This is a genomic window from Streptomyces sp. AM 4-1-1, from assembly GCF_029167625.1.
Lineage (GTDB): Bacteria > Actinomycetota > Actinomycetes > Streptomycetales > Streptomycetaceae > Streptomyces.
The window spans coordinates 2,031,754-2,047,829 of record NZ_CP119145.1 but is presented as its reverse complement, the minus strand read 5'-3'; the positions used below and the strand labels follow the sequence as shown (position 1 = coordinate 2,047,829).

Annotated in this window: 5 protein-coding genes; 3 read left to right on the top strand and 2 right to left on the bottom strand. The window is 72.7% G+C overall.

Annotated elements, in window-relative coordinates; all coding sequences use genetic code 11:
* The first annotated feature begins 131 nt into the window (after nt 1–131).
* Both PZB75_RS08595 and PZB75_RS08590 read left to right on the top strand, forming a co-directional pair.
* Nucleotides 132–3,767 (top strand): LamG-like jellyroll fold domain-containing protein, encoded by a 3,636-nt coding sequence (locus tag PZB75_RS08595; protein WP_275534703.1) that lies wholly within the window; start codon nt 132–134, stop codon nt 3,765–3,767.
* Between the two features lie 213 nt (nt 3,768–3,980).
* Nucleotides 3,981–10,553: an RHS repeat-associated core domain-containing protein gene (locus PZB75_RS08590; protein WP_275538638.1), complete on the top strand. Its 6,573-nt coding sequence runs from the start codon at nt 3,981–3,983 to the stop codon at nt 10,551–10,553.
* A 67-nt stretch (nt 10,554–10,620) separates the two neighbouring features.
* Here the strand turns inward: PZB75_RS08590 and PZB75_RS08585 are convergent, their stop codons facing one another.
* Complete coding sequence (locus PZB75_RS08585; protein ID WP_275534702.1) at nt 10,621–11,688, bottom strand: mechanosensitive ion channel family protein; 1,068 nt, start codon at nt 11,686–11,688, stop codon at nt 10,621–10,623.
* 379 nt (nt 11,689–12,067) lie between these two features.
* On the opposite strand from PZB75_RS08585, the gene PZB75_RS08580 reads away from it, so the two are divergent.
* Complete coding sequence (locus PZB75_RS08580) at nt 12,068–12,604, top strand: HNH endonuclease (RefSeq protein WP_275534701.1); 537 nt, start codon at nt 12,068–12,070, stop codon at nt 12,602–12,604.
* Between the two features lie 132 nt (nt 12,605–12,736).
* Here the strand turns inward: PZB75_RS08580 and PZB75_RS08575 are convergent, their stop codons facing one another.
* Nucleotides 12,737–15,880 (bottom strand): beta-N-acetylglucosaminidase domain-containing protein, encoded by a 3,144-nt coding sequence (locus PZB75_RS08575; protein ID WP_275534700.1) that lies wholly within the window; start codon nt 15,878–15,880, stop codon nt 12,737–12,739.
* Between the last annotated feature and the right edge of the window lie 196 nt (nt 15,881–16,076).

Below are 16,076 nucleotides of genomic sequence, written 5' to 3'. Positions count from 1 at the left end.
ACACGTGTAGAGAGCTGTCGTTGACTCCGTGCCCGTCTGTGATGACCGTGTGACTCTCGGGGGTGGGGACTGTGAGGACGGGAACGGGGTTCGGCGGCGCGCGAAGACGCCGCGTACGTCTGGTGGCCGCGATGGCCGCACTGTCGGTGCTCGGGCTGCCGGGGCCGGTCGCGGGGGCCGCGACGCCCACCGCGTCCCGGACCGCCACGTCCCAGGAGCCGAACGAAGGGCAGCGCGCGCTGGCCCGCGCGGCGGAGACGGGGAGCCGGGTGGAGGTGGTGGAACAGCGTTCGGAGCGGACGACGGTGTTCGCGAACCCGGACGGATTCACCTTCACACTGGAGCAGTCGGCCGTCCCGGTACGGGTGGCGAGCGCCGGGGCGTGGGTGGAGCCCGATCCGACGCTGGAGCGCCGCGCGGACGGCTCGGTGGGGCCCAGGGCCGCCGCGGTGGACATGTCGTTCTCGGGCGGAGCCGGTGATCCGCTGGTGAGGATCGCGGACGCGGGTCGTTCGCTGGAGCTGGAATGGCCGACGAAGCTCCCCACCCCGACGCTGGACGGCCCGAGCGCCGTCTACCACGAGGTGCTGCCCGACGTGGACCTGAAGGTCACCGCGACGGCGGAGAGCTTCCAGGAGGTCCTGGTCGTCAAGTCGCCGAGTGCCGCCGCCGACCCCCGGCTGGGCGAACTGAGGTTCGCCATGCGAACGAAGGGCCTGACGGTACGTGAGGGGGCGTCGGGCACCCTGGCGGCGGTCGACGGGGACGGGCGGACCGTGTTCCGCGCCCCGCCCGCTCAGATGTGGGACTCCGCGGGCGCGGCGGCGGCCGGGCGGACGGCGGCGCCGCGTCCCGGGACCGCCACGCCGTCCGGGCCGTCCGCGCTCTCCGCACCGTCCGTGACCGGGGCGGTGGCCTCGGGCTCGGGCTCGGGCTCGGGACTGGAGCCGGGCCAGGGCGACAACGTCGCCGGGATGGAAGTGAGGGTCGACGACGACACGCTCGCGGTGGTGCCGGACGCGCGGATGCTGACGAGCACGGCCCCCTCCGCGTATCCGCTGTTCATCGACCCGACGGTGACCTGGGGGGAGTCGGAACGGACGCTGCTGCGCTCGGACGGCTACGTGTCGTACGGGTGGGGCAACGGCGACGACGGCCAGGGCAAGGGGGCCGGAAAGTGCGGCACGTGGAGCGGGTACTACTGCGGCCCCGGCTACGTCCAGCGGCTGTACTTCGAGTTCTCCCCGGCGAGCCTGAAGGGCAAGCAGGTGCTGTCGGCGACGTTCCGGGTCACCGAGCCGTGGGCGTTCCAGTGCTCACCGCGCTGGGTGGACCTGGTGCGCACCGACAACATCTCCTCGTCCACCAAGTGGTCCTCCCGGCCCAAGGACCTGGACCTGATGGTGGACCGGAACGTCTCCGCCGGGCGCGGTTCGCTCTGCGACCCCAACTCGCCCACCAAACCGATCGAGTTCAAGGACAACCCGGCGGAGACCAACGAGAACCTGACCCCCACCGTGAAGAACTTCGCCGCGGGCAAGTTCTCCCGGCTGACCCTCATGCTGAAGGCGCACGACGAGGGTGACACGTCGGCGTGGAAGCGGTTCAAGAACGACGCGGTGCTGGCGGTGGGCTTCGTCGGGCTGCCGGCGAAGCCGACGGGCATCGGGCTGGTGACCGGTTCGGGGACGGTGTGCGAGACGAAGGAGTCGGACCCGGCGATCGTCTCGGACCCCACCCCGACGCTGACGTCCACACCGCAGACGGCGTCCGGCGGTGAGAAGGACGCGCAGCTGCGGGTGGCGATGGACGTCGACAAGAAGGCGGCCGACGGCACCTGGGCGAACGCGATCACCGAGATGGAGCGTCCGACCAGCGGCTACGTCGGGGACAACGTGAAGCTGACGGCGTCGACGACGACCCTGGCGGAGGGGCCGCTGTACCGGTACCGGTCCTGGACGCGCTCGTACTACAACAAGGGCAAGAGCCAGCTGCCCGGCCCCTCGAACGGGTCGACGACCGGCTGGTGCTACTTCAAGGTCGACCCGACGGCTCCGAAGGCCCCGAAGATCACGTTCGGTTCGACGTACACCGAGTGCACCACCAACGCCTGCGCGCCCGCCGGCGGACCGGGGAAGAAGGACACGTTCACCTTCTCCGCGGCGTCGGGCGACACCAATGTGGCCTATCAGTACCGGCTGTCGGGGGACGCCGCGTGGTCGGCGGAGAGGAGCGGTGCCTCGGTCCAGCAGGTGATCACACCACAGAAACCGGGCACCTTCCGGCTGTACGTCCGGGCGAAGGACACCGTGGGCCGCTGGGGCGCGCAGAACCTCGTGGACTTCCTGGTCGCCGCGGGGGAGGGGCCGGTCGGCCGGTGGCACTTCGACGAGGCGAGCGGGGTCGCCAAGGACTCCGCCACGGCCGACGGCGCCGACGACGCCACGCTCGCGGGCGGCGCGGTGCGGGACGACCGGGGACGCCTCGGACTGATCACCCGCGACGCGACGGGTGAGCGGCTGGAGACGCCGGTCACCGACCGGGGACTGTCGCTCAACGGCACCGGCGCGTACGCCGCGACCGGCGGGCCCGCCCTGGAGACCCGGTCCGCGTACACCGTCTCGGCCTGGGCGCGGATCGACCGTACGACGGGTGTGGGGATCGTCGCCTCGCAGGACGGCGCGCGCTACTCACCGTTCATCCTCTGCTACTCGAAGGACATGGGCACCTGGTTCTTCGGGGCCAAGGAGAAGAGCGACACCAACGACGCCTACTTCGGGATCGTGGCCAAGAACCCGCCGGTCATCGGCGTGTGGACGCACCTCGCGGGGACGTACGACCCCGCCACCGGGAAGCTGACGCTGTACGTGAACGGTGTCGCGCAGGGCAGCCGGACGGTCACCGGAGGCTGGGAGGCGGCGGGAGCGTTCCAGATCGGACGCTACAAGTGGGCCGACGTGTACCAGTACTACTTCCCCGGCGGCATCGACGAGGTCGCCGTCTGGCAGCGGGCCCTGACGGCGGAGGAGATCGCCGACGAGGCGCGGGCGCTGACGGCCCCCGGGTACGCGGGCACCGAACTGGTCGCGGACTGGTCGCCCGAACGCGGCACGGGCACCACGATCGGGGACACGACCTCCGGATACGGGCGCGCTCTGACCCTCACCGGCGGGGCCTCGCTGGACGGTGAGGAACTGGTCCTGGACGGGGTGGACGACGCGGCCACCGCGACGGCCCCCGTGGTGGACGACACCGGTTCGTTCACGGTGACCACCCTGGTGACGCCGGACGAGGCGAAGCTCGCCACCAAGTCCGTCGGCTATGTGGGGCAGGTGCTGGGTCAGCGGACGGCGGACGGTTCGGCCTGGGGACTGTGGTTCGAGGTCACGGGCCACCGGACGGTCCTGGACGAGGAGACCGCGGAGGAGCGGTCGGTGCCGGTCGGGTTCTGGCGGTTCGGCAGGCTGAACGCGGACGGCACATCGACCTCCGTGGTGTCCGACGAGGAGGCGGCCGTGGACAGCGCGGTCCGGCTCACGGGGATCTTCGACGCCCAGGACGGGACGGTCTCCCTCCGGGTGGGATACGTGCTCAACGGCGAGCCGAAGGCGTTCACCGCGAAGGCCGGAACGGGTGAGTTCGCCGTGGGCAAGGGCTTCGGCGGCGGGACGTGGAAGCACTTCCTGCCCGGCCGGATCGCCGAGGTCCGGGTGTGGGCCGGGGCCGTGGCGAGCCAGAGCCAGGCCGAGGACCTGGTGGGCGACTGATTCCCGGGGCGGGGGCGGGGCGCTGCCCGGCGCCCCGCCCCCGCCCCACCGCGTCGCGGCTCCCGTCCGGGGGCGCGTCGGCGGAGCGATGCGCGACCTCTTCTTCCATTCACGGACTCGGGGCGGGGACGAAACGTGGCATATGGCATAGGCACCTCACACAGGAGCGGATGGCGGGGAGCGTTCCGGCGCCTGGACGCCCGGCTGCTCGCGATGGCTCTGGCCGCGGCGCTGACGGTACCGGTGGGGCTGGCCCCGGTGGCGTACGCCGGAGCGGGCGGCCTGGGCCGTCCGGACCTGCCGGGACAGCGGGTCAGCAAGGTCAGGACGATCGGCGGACCCGGTGCGAAGCAGGCCCGTGAACGGGTCGCGAAGGACCGCGCGGCCAACGCGGCGCAGGCCGACGAGGCGGGCGCCGAACTGCGCGCGGTCTGGCCCGCACCGGGGACCGCGAAGCTGACCCTGGCCCCGGCCGGGCGGGCCGTGGCGACCCCGGGCGGGTTGCCGGTGACGGTGACCCGGCCCACGGCGGTCAGTGGCGGCGAGGCTCCCGGCACCGCCCGGCTGACGGTCCTGGACCGGCGGAGCACGGACCGGCTCGGCATCACGGGCGTGGTGCTGACGGCCGAGTCGGCCGCCGGGGGCCGGGCCGAGGTCGGGATCGACTACAGCGCCTTCGCCTCCGCCTCGGGCGGCGGCTGGGCGGGCCGGCTGGAACTGGTGCGGCTGCCCGCCTGCGCCCTCACCACGCCGGAAGAGGCGCGCTGCCGCACCCGGACCCCGCTGGGATCGAGCAACAGCACGAAGAAGCGGACGGTGACGGCCGAGGTCCCGTTCACCGCGTCGGCGGGCGACGCAGCGGGTGGCACGGCGGGCCGTGCGGCCACATCGGCGAATGGCGCCCCCACGGTGCTGGCGCTGACGGCCGCCGCGGACTCCGGCGGGTCGGCCGGTGGCGCCGGTGACTACACCGCCACCGGTCTGTCGGATTCCTCCTCCTGGCAGGCCGGGGCGAGTTCGGGCTCCTTCGCCTGGTCGTACGACTTCTCCCTGCCGCCCGCGGCGGCCGGCCCCACCCCGCCGCTCGGCCTCTCCTACGACTCCGGGAGCGTCGACGGACGCACCGCGACGACGAACAACCAGGGCTCCTCGGTGGGCGAGGGATTCGCCCTGACGGAGTCGTACATCGAGCGCTCCTACGGCAGTTGTGACAAGGACGGCCACGACGGCGTGCTCGACCAGTGCTGGAAGTACGACAACGCCCGCATCGTCCTGAACGGCAAGTCGTCCCGGCTGGTCAAGGCCGCCGGCGGGGCATGGCGGCTGGAGGGCGACGACGCCTCCCTGGTCACCCGCTCCACGGGCGCGGACAACGGAGACGACGACGGCGAGCACTGGACCGTCGTCACGGGAGACGGCACGCGGTACGAATTCGGCCTGGACAAGCTCGACGGCGCGGGCGCCCGGCGTACCGACTCCACCTGGACCGTGCCCGTGTTCGGTGACGACAGCGGCGAACCCGGCTACGACAAGGGCACCTCGTTCGCCGGACGTTCGCTCACCCAGGCGTGGCGCTGGAACCTCGACCTCGTCGTCGACACCCACGGCAACGCGGCGACGTACTGGTACGCGAAGGAGACGAACCACTACAAGAAGAACAAGTCGGCGAAGGCAGGCGCCGCCTACACCCGCGGCGGCTATCTGAAGGAGATCACGTACGGGCTGCGCGAGGGCGCGCTGTTCACCGACGACGCGGACGGCAAGGTCACCTTCGACCACGCCGAGCGCTGCACCGCGTCGGACTGCTCGAACCTGACGAAGGCCACCGCGTCGAACTGGCCGGACGTGCCGTTCGACACGCTCTGCGCGAAGGACGACGCCGACTGCCGCGCGGAGTCGCCCTCCTACTTCTCACGCAAGCGGCTGACCGGCGTCAACACGTTCTCCTGGTCGGCGTCGGCGAAGAAGTTCGAACCGGTGGACTCCTGGGCCCTCACCCAGAAGTACCTCGACGGCGGGGACATCGGGGACACCTCCGACCACGTCCTCACCCTCCAGTCGATCAGACGGACCGGCCGGACCGGAACCGCGATCGCCCTGGACCCGGTTTCGTTCACCTACCAGATGCGCCCGAACCGGGTCGACGCCACCGACGACATCCTGCCGCTGACCCGGCCGCGCCTGTCGACCGTCACCTCGGAGACCGGCTCCATCACCACCGTGACCCTGTCCGCTCCCGAGTGCGTCCGGTCCCAGGTCATCGACGCCCCGCAGGACACCAACACCCGGTCCTGCTACCCGCAGTTCTGGAACATCAACGGCGCCCCGGACGCGTCGGTGGACTGGTTCCACAAGTACCGGGTGCTGGCGGTGACCATCTCCGACCCGGCCGGTCACAACGACACGGTGGAGAACGAGTACGCGTACGCCGGGGCGGCCTGGCACTACGCCGACGACCCGTTCACCCCCAAGGCCGAACGCACCTGGTCCGACTGGCGCGGCTACCGCCAGGTCACCGTGTACAGCGGCGCCAAGGACACCACCCGCTCCAAGAGCGTGTCCGTGTACATGCAGGGGATGGACGGCGACAAGCGGAAGAACGGCACCGCCGCCTCCGTCACCGTCCCCGCCCTGGCCTCTCCGGCCCTCGGCATCGCGGCGGTCAAGGACGCCGACCAGTACGCCGGACAGCTCCGGCAGAGCGTCGTCCACAGCGGCGCCACCGCGATCGCCGCGACCATGAACGAACCCTGGTCGCAGGAGACCGCCCGGCAGACGGTTCCCGACGCCGGTGACCACGTCGCACGCCACGTCCGCACCAAGGCGACCACCCGCTACACCTATCTCACCGTCCCGAAGACCTGGCGTTCCACCAAAACCGCCAGCACCTTCGACGACCACGGCATGACCGAGACCACCACCGACCACGGCGACCTCGCCGTCTCCGGCGACGAGACCTGCACCCGCACCTGGTACGCCCGTAACGAGACCACGGGCCTGACCTCGCTGGTCTCACGCGCCCGCACGGTCGCCAGATCCTGCGTCACGACCGAGACCGCGCTCGACCTGCCGACGAGCAGCGCGAACCGGGGCGACGTGCTGTCCGACACGGCGACGGTCTTCGACAAGCCCGCGGCCACCGCCTGGACCGCCGACCAGCGGCCCACCAAGGGCGACGCCACCTGGGCCGGCCGCGCCACCGCCTACCCGGCCGCCGCCACCGGCGGTGAACGCCACCCCACCGGATGGCAGAAGGTCGCCACCACCACCTACGACGCGCTCGGCCGCCCCAAGGCGGTCACCGACGCCCTGGGCAAGGCCGCGAACACCACCACCTACACGCCCGCCGACGCGGGCCCCCTGACCAAGACCGTGGTCACCAACGCCAAGGGGCAGAACGCGGTCACCTTCCTCGACCCCCGGCGCGGACTGCCCCAGCGCGCCTACGACGTCAACGCCAAGCTGACCGAGGTGGCGTACGACGCGCTCGGCCGCACGACCCAGGTGTGGAAGCCGAACCGGGTCCGGGGCAGCCAGAGCCCCAACGCCACGTTCGCCTACCACCTCAGCCGCACCATGCCCTCCTCGGTGGCGAGTTCGGCGCTGAAGGCGGACGGCGAGACGTACAACACCACGTACACGGTCTACGACGCGCTCCTGCGGCCGTTGCAGACCCAGTCCCCGAGCCCGCTCGGCGGCCGGGTGCTCACCGACACCCGCTACGACAGCCGGGGCCTGGCGTACGAGACGTACAGCGGCATCTTCGACAGCGCCACCACCCCGGACGGTGAGTACGCCCGCGCGGAGTACGGCGAGGCGCCCACCCAGTCGGAGACCGTGTACGACGGCGCCGGCCGGGCCACCGCGAACTCCCTCTACGTGTACGGGGTGAAGAAGTGGACGACCACGACCTCCTACACCGGTGACTCGACCGCGACCGGCGCGCCGAAGGGCGGCTCCGCGACCCGCACCATCACCGACGCGCGCGGGCGCGTGGTCGAGACCCGCGAATACGCCGGGCAGAGCCCCGACGACACCGCCTACGGAGGCACGCTCGGCGGTTCCTACACCTCGACCAGGACCACCTACACCCCGGACGGCCTCCAGAGTGCGGTCACCAGCGCCCAGGACGGAGCCGGCTGGACGTACACGTACGACCTCTTCGGCCGTCGGACCAGATCCGTCGACCCCGACAAGGGGCTGACGGTGACCGAGTACGACGCTCTCGACCAGGCGGTGAAGGCCACCGACTCACGGAACAGGACCATCCTGACCGGCTACGACGACCTCGGGCGCGTCGAACACACCTGGGACGGCGCGAAGACCGACGCGAAGCTGATGACCGGCCGGGTCTACGACACGGTCGCCAAGGGCCGGCTCACCTCCGCGACCCGCTATGTGGGAGGCAGGGGCGGACAGGCGTACACCCGGTCGGTCACCGCCTACGACAGCCTGTACCACCCCACCGCCGGCCGGCTCGAACTCGCGGCGGACGACCCCCTGGTCCAGGCGGGTGTCCCCGCGACGCTGGACTTCGCGAGCAACTACCGCATCGACGGCACCCTCGGGAGCAGCACCGAGCCCGCCGCCGGCGGACTGGCCAAGGAGACCGTCGAATACGGCTACAACGCCCTGGGCCAGGCGACCTCGCTCACCGGCGCCACCGGCTATCTGCGCGACGCCGACTACTCCGCGCTGGGACAGGTCCAGCAACTGACCCTCGGCACCGGCGGACCCGGCGCCAAGAACATGTACGTCACCCACACCTACGAGGAGGGCACCGGCCGCCTCACCCGCAGTCACGTCACCGACCAGACCCATCCGTACATGCTCCAGGACCTCGGCTACACGCGGGACGACGCGGGGAACGTCCTGTCCGTCACCGACAGCGCCACCCTCGGAGGCACCGCGCAGGCCGACAAGCAGTGCTTCGGCTACGACGGCCACCGCCGTCTCGTCGAGGCGTGGACGCCCGTCACCGCCGACTGTGCCCTCACCGGCCGCACCGTCGCCGGGCTGGGCGGCGACGCCCCCTACTGGACCAGCTACACGTACACCGACGCGGGCCAGCGGCGCACCGAGACCACCCACACCGCGGCGGGCACCGCCACCACCACGTACACCTACGGCACCACCGCGGGCCAGCCCCATCCGCTCGCCACGACCACCGGCTCCAGGGCCGGGGCGTACACCTACGACCAGGCGGGCAACACCACCGGCCGCCCCGGCGCCCAGGCCGCCCAGACCCTGACCTGGGACACCGAGGGCAGACTCGCCACGGTCACCGAACCCGCGGCGGGCACCAAGCCCGCGCTCGGCACCGGCTACCTCTACGACGCCGACGGCGAACTCCTCGTCCGGCGCACCACGAAGGGCGACGGCGACACCGTTCTCCACCTCGGCGCGAGCGAGATCCGCCTCACCAAGAAGGGCGCGTCCACGACCCTGTCCGGCACCCGCTACTACGCGGCCGCGGGCCAGACACTCGCGGTGCGCACCTCCCGGGCGGGCACGGCGGCAGGCGGCCTCAGCTATCTCGCGGGGGACCAGCACGGCACCAGCAGCCTCGCGGTCGACGCCACCACCCAGGACGTCACGAAACGCCGCACCACCCCCTTCGGTGCCCCGCGGGGCACCGCCCCCGCCAACTGGCCGGACGACAAGGCGTTCCTCGGCAAGCCCGCCGACACGACGACCGGGCTCACCCACATCGGGGCCCGGGAGTACGACCCGGGCAACGGACAGTTCCTGAGCGTCGACCCGGTCCTCAGCCTCGACGAGCACCAGTCCCTCAACGGCTACAGCTACGCCAACCAGAACCCCGCCACCCACAGCGACCCCACCGGCCTCGCCTGCTACGGCGGCAACCACTCGGCGAGCTGCAACCCCAACGGGCAGGGCGGCGATCCGCCCGGCAGCGACAACTGCTACGCGGGCAACCACTCGGCGAGCTGCAACCCGAACGGCCAGGGCGGCGCGCTCCCCGGCACCACGCACAGCGACCGGTCCGGCGGCGGCGGAGGCGGTGGCGGAGGGACCGGTGGCTCGGGCGGCACCGTCCGGCTCGGCGGCACCCCTTCGGGCAGCAGCACCCCACCGTTGCTCCTCGGCCCGGCGCCCGACACGGCCCTGCCCTGCTACCAGACGTCCGCCTGCACGTCGAAGTCGGACCTGGGCCCGCTCTTCAAGAAGCTCACCGAGATGTTCAAGCAGGCACAGGCGCTGCACGAGCTGGAGGAGAAGTGCACCAAGAACCCGCGGACGCGGCAGTGCATCGACCTGGCCTTCGACGGCCAGAACTGGGAGGACATGTTCACGGACGAGAACGGCGTCTTCAACGCGTGCACGTCCTACGCCCACCAGGGGACGAGCTGCGGGGACGTGGGCGATCTCAACGGGAAGGTGGGGCCGTCGTGGCTGGGCCCCGTCGCTGAGGCGGCCCAGCACGGTGAGGTGGGGTACGAGCTGTGCTTCGTGGTCTGCGGAGCGGTCAGCCAGGCCGGTGACGGGCACCGCTACTTCTCGATCGGCGCGGTCGGATTCGGTGGCAGGGCCACCACCGGGGGCGCCACGACGGCGAAGAGCGCGGACCAGTCCTGGTTCAGCGTCGAGGGATGCGCGAGCCTAGGCCCGGGGGTGTGCGGCACGGTCGGCACCCGTTCCGACCCGAACGAGCCGACCTGGTCCACGGCGCAGTCGGGCACGGGCGACTACTGGTACGGCGGGTCGGCGGCCCCGGGGATCGGATGGTTCGCCGGCCTGAAGATCACCTTCCCCCTTCCCTGACGGGTCCGTTCCCCGACCGGGGAGCGCCTGAGCGCGGTCGGTGCGGCGCGTGCCGCACCGACCGCCGCTACTTGGTGACGTTCGTCGGCGGGGCGGGTGGGGTGATCGGGGCGGTGGCCAGCGACTGGGGCGAGGTCGCCGACGCGTACGCCGAGGGGGCGGCCATGCCGGCCGTCGGGTCCACGGCGTGCTCCTCGTGGTCGCTGCCCGCGACCATGCGGATGCCCGCCTCGTCGAAGGCCCGCTTGATCCGCCAGCGCAGTTCCCGCTCCACGGCGAGCGCCTTGCCCGGCATCGTCTTCGCGGCGACCCGGATCGTGGTGGAGTCGAGGAGCACCGCGTCCAGACCGAGGACCTCGACCGGACCCCACAGCCGCTCGGCCCACGGGTCCTCCTTGGTCATGGACTCGGCGGCGGCCGTGATCACCGCGCGCACCTCGTCCAGGTCCTCGGTGGGACGCACGGTGACATCGACCCCGGCCGTGGACCAGCCCTGGCTGAGGTTGCCGATCCGTTTCACCTCGCCGTTGCGCACATACCAGATCTCGCCGCCGTCACCGCGCAGCTTGGTGACGCGCAGACCGACCTCGATGACCTCGCCGGAGGCGACACCCGCGTCGATGGTGTCGCCGACCCCGTACTGGTCCTCCAGGATCATGAAGACGCCGGAGAGGAAGTCCGTCACCAGATTGCGGGCGCCGAAACCGAGCGCCACCCCCGCGACCCCCGCCGAGGCGAGCAGCGGGGCCAGATTGATCTGGAACGCGCCCAGGATCATCAGGGCGGCCGTACCGAGGATCAGGAACGACGCCACCGAACGCAGTACGGACCCGATGGCCTCGGAGCGCTGACGGCGGCGCTCCGCGTTGACCAGCAGTCCGCCGAGGGCGGTGCCCGCGACGGCCTGGGCGCTCCGGTTCATCCGGTCGATGAGCTTGGTGAGGGCGCGGCGGATCGCGTACCGCAGGACGAGGGCGACCACCGCGATGAGCACGATGCGCAGACCGGTGTTCAGCCAGGTGGACCAGTTCTCCTCCACCCAGCCCGCGGCGTTGCCCGCCTGCTCGGCGGCGTCGTCCAGCGAGCTGCCCGGCTCGGGGGTCGGGGCTGCGGCCAACAGGGCGGACAGGGACACGGCGGGGTACCTCCAGTGTGCGTGGCTGACGAACCACACTAACGGGGCATCGGCCGTGCTCCGTTGCCGTGATGCGGGGGAGAGACATGGCTCACCCGGGGATGAGGGGAAGGTAAGGAATCCTCGTCCGACCCGCACGCTCATCGCATGGTGTGGTCGAACGCACATCGGACCGTCGCCCGGACCGGCGAGGGCGCCGGATCGCCCGTTCTCCGGCCCGTCGGACCGGGTCCGGGCGGTGTTCCCCGCCCGGTCCGGGGAAAATCCTTCCGGCCCGTTACCCGGACGTGGTGGCGCCACGACCAGGCAGGAGGGGAGACTGAGACCGGATCGTCCCGGCGCGAGCCACGCGCCGCCGGCGTACAAGGAGGCATCACCCGTGCCGCATGTCCTGGTTCTCAACGCGTCGTACGAGCCGCTCGGCGTCGTACCGCTCCGCCGCGCGCTCGTCCTCGTCCTGGAGAACAAGGCCGTGTGCCTTGAGGAGTCCGGCGCCTTCATGCACAGCGCCACCCGCGCCGTACCCGCGCCCAGTGTGATCCGGCTCAAACGGTTCGTACGGGTCCCGTACCGGGGGCCCGTCCCGCTGACCCGGCGCGCGCTCTTCGCGAGGGACGGCGGGCGCTGCATGTACTGCGGGGCCGTCGCGACCAGCGTCGACCACGTCATCCCGCGCAGTCGTGGCGGACAGCACGCCTGGGAGAACGTGGTGGCGGCCTGCCGCCGCTGCAACCACGTGAAGGCGGACCGCCATCTGCCCGAGCTGGGCTGGCGGCTGCGGCACGAACCCGCCCCGCCCACCGGGCTGGCCTGGCGGATCATCGGGACGGGGCATCGCGATCCGCGCTGGCTGCCGTACCTGCAACCCTTCGGCGCGGACGACGTGATGGCCCGGATCGACGGCATATCAGCCTGAGAACCGGGCCTCCGCCGTCTCCGGACCCAGGACCGGTCCGGGGTCCGGGGTCCTGGGACAGGGGTCCGGCCGTCCGGGGACAGGGGTCCGGTCGTCCGGTCGGCACCGGGCCGACCGGTCCGGGGTCCGTTCCTACGGCTGCCCGCCCGCGACCGCGTACGCCTCCACGGTCCAGAGCGAGTACCCGTACCGCGTCGCGCGGCTCTCCCCGCGCACCCTGACGAACCGGGTGTCCTTCGCGTCCATCCGTACCGCTTCCCGACCGCCCCGGCCGTCCGTGACGGTCGCCGCCGTGCGCCAGACCTCGCCGTCCGACGAGACCTGGACGCGGTAGCGGGAGGCGTACGCGTCCTGCCAGTGCAGCACCACCTGCCCCAGCCTGACCGGCTCCGCCAGCTCCGCCTGCCACCACGCGTCGTCCTCCGCGGGAGAGGACCACCGGGTCGCCGGGTCGCCGTCGGACGCCGCCCCCGCCGGGAAGTCGGGCGTCTCGTCGCCGGACGAGGACGCCGACGCGGTACGCAGCAGATCCGGCCCCGCCGTCCGGGGGAACGCCCGGACGGTGAGGGTGCTGCGCTCCGCGCCGAAACCGATCGGCACCTCGTACTCACCGGCCGGGGTGCCCTTCGGGACACTGATCCGCACCGGTACGTCGGTACGGGTGCCGCGCCGCACCGTCGTCCGCTTCGGCACGGTCACCACGATGCCCTTGGGCGCCTTCGCGGTGAGCGCCCCGCGCACCTCGGCGGGGCGCCCCGCCGCCAGTCGGGCGTCGACCCGCTGCGGTGCGCCGCCGATCTCGGCGTACGTCACCCCGCGTGCCAGGTCCAGCCGGGCGGCGGGCTCGTCGCCGAACCACGGCACCAGCGCCCGTACCCCCGGGTCCTCGGCCGCCGTACGGTCCGCGCGGGGCGGGGCGGGCGGGGCGCCGCGCGTGATCCCGGGACCGAAGTCGGGCACGGTGGGCCAGCTGATCCGGATCGCGTCGGCCCGCAGGCCCTTGACGGCGGTCTGGGTCCAGCCGGTCGCGGACAGCGGGCCGAGGGCCCGCCAGCCCTCGCCCGGCACATGGGCCTCCAGGCTCGCGGCCGTCACGTTGCCGCCCGGCGCGGTCATCGAGGTCACGGCCGCCAGTGGACGGGCCCGGTCCAGCCGGACCGTGTAACCGCCCGGCGCCCTGCTCACCGTGCCCGCGGTGCGGTCCGCGCCGGTCCAGGCGTCGGCCTCCTTGACCGCCCGGTCCAGGAACGGATCGAGGACCCCCTTGCCGACCGTCGCCCCGCTCGCCCCGATCTCCGCGCGCAGCGGCGCCAGCGCCAGCGCCGCCCGCCAGGCCGCGACCCCGTCGCCCTTCGCCTGTGCCTGGAGCAGATCGACGGACAGCTCGCCCGCCCTGCCGTACCGCGCCAACTGGTCGAGCCACGGGCGCACCTCGTCGTCCAGCCGCCCGCCCGCCGGGGCGGCCAACCGCCCCGGCGCGTTCCGCATCTCGGTGAACGCGGCCCGCAACGCGCGTGCCGCGCCGTCCCGGGCGCCGGTGTCAGCGGCGGAGCGGGCCGCCCAGAACGCGGCCAGCACCGGCTTGAGGTACGCCGACTCGTCGGCGTTCAGCACGGACGCCGAGCTGTTCCCGGCCAGCGCCCGCAGCGCGGCCCTGGTGCCCGCGTCGCCGCCCGCCAGCTCGTCCACGGCCGCCTGCCATGACTTCCCCGGCTCGTACCCCTTCGGGTTCCACGCGAAGTCGGCGGCCGTGAACAGCGGGATGCGGGAGGCGGACGCCTGCTCCATGGCGTTGGCCAGCAGCGCCGCCGACCCGGCGGCGACCGCCGGGTCCCGGCCGGTGTACGGCCCGAGGAAGATCCGGTCCTGCGCGTAGTCGTTGACCGGGTAGTTGTCCACGGTGACCAGCGGATGCCGGAAGGTGTCGCGGGCCCCGGCCACCTCCGACCCGGTGATCGTCCTCGGTACGACCCCGACCCCCGTCCAGGCCACCTGCACCCGGTCGTCCAGACGGGCGGCGAGCGCCTCGCGGTAGTCGGTCGTGCCGTCCTGGTAGAACTCCGTCGGCATCACCGACAGCGGCGCGGCATCGGGATGGGCGGCGGCCAGATGCCGGGCCACCGCGCCGGCCACCCGGGCCTGCGCCCTCGCGGCGGCCTCGGGACCGCTGCCGAAGGTGTCCGCGTCCTTGTCGCAGTGCCACTCGCTGTAGCTGACGTCCTGGAACTGCAACTGGAAGACGCGGAACCCCAGCGCCCACATCGCGTCGATCTTCTTCGTCAGCGCCTTCACGTCGCTGTCCGACGCCATGCACATCGCCTGGCCGGGGGAGACCGCCCAGCCGAGGGTCACGTGCTCGGCCCGCGCCCGCTCGGCCAGCGCCCGGAACCCGGCACTCCGGTCGGCGGGGTACGGATCACGCCAGCGCGCCTGCCGGTAGGGGTCGTCGCCCGCCGCGTAGAGGTAGCGGTTCTGCTTCGTGCGCGCCATGAAGTCGATCTGCGCGAGCCGTTCCTCCGGTGTCCATGGCTCCCCGTAGAACCCCTCGGCCATGCCGCGCGCGGCGGTGCCCGGCCAGTCCCGGACGGTGACCCCGGCGACACCGCCCGCGTGGATCAGCTGACGCAGCGTCTGCACTCCGTGGAACAGCCCGTCCTCGCCGACCCCGTCCAGCGCGACCGTGCCACGGCCCGCCACCTGGCCGACCGCGAGCCGGTAGCCGCCGGCCGGCAGATCGGTACGCCCGGCCGCGCCCAGCGTCCGCAGGGCGTCCTCCGCACCCGCGCCACCCAGCCTGATGACCGGGCCGCGCCCCGGCAGGGCTCGGTGGACGGTGCGCACACCCGCCTCGCGCAGCACCTCGCCGAGCGTGTCGACGGCGTACAAGTCGGCGCCCGGACCGGCGACGACGGTGACCTCGATGGTGAGGGGGACGGCGGGGCCTGACACCCTGACCGACTGGGGCTTCGGCCAGACGGCCGGAAGGGCGGGGGCCTTCGGACCGGGGGCGGCGGCGGTCTTCGGGCTGAGGGCGGCGGGGCCGGAGACGGTAGTGGCGGTGGGGGCGGCTGTGTGAATGGTGGTGTGAGTGGCGGTGGCCTTCGGGCCGGGAGCGGCCACGGTGGGGCGGGGGGCGGCCGGCGTCGCGAAGGCGGCCGGTGCCGCGAGTTCGACCGGTGCCGCGAGGGCGGTCGGTGTGCCGGTACCGAGAAGCCCGGCGATCACGGCCACGGCGACCGCGACGGCCGCCCCATGCGTACCGCGTCCGATCCGCACAGACCTCTCCCCTCACTCCCGACGCCCACCGATGGGCTCCGAGCCCACCACCCGTACGCGAAGGTGTCAATGGAACCGACCGTTGTGTCGGATGTACACACTTATGCCACGAGAAGGGCGAATGACCGAGGACGCGGGTCGCGCGGGACGCGAGAAGGCGGACCGAACCGGCGTGGCGGTGCGGCGATGTGACCCG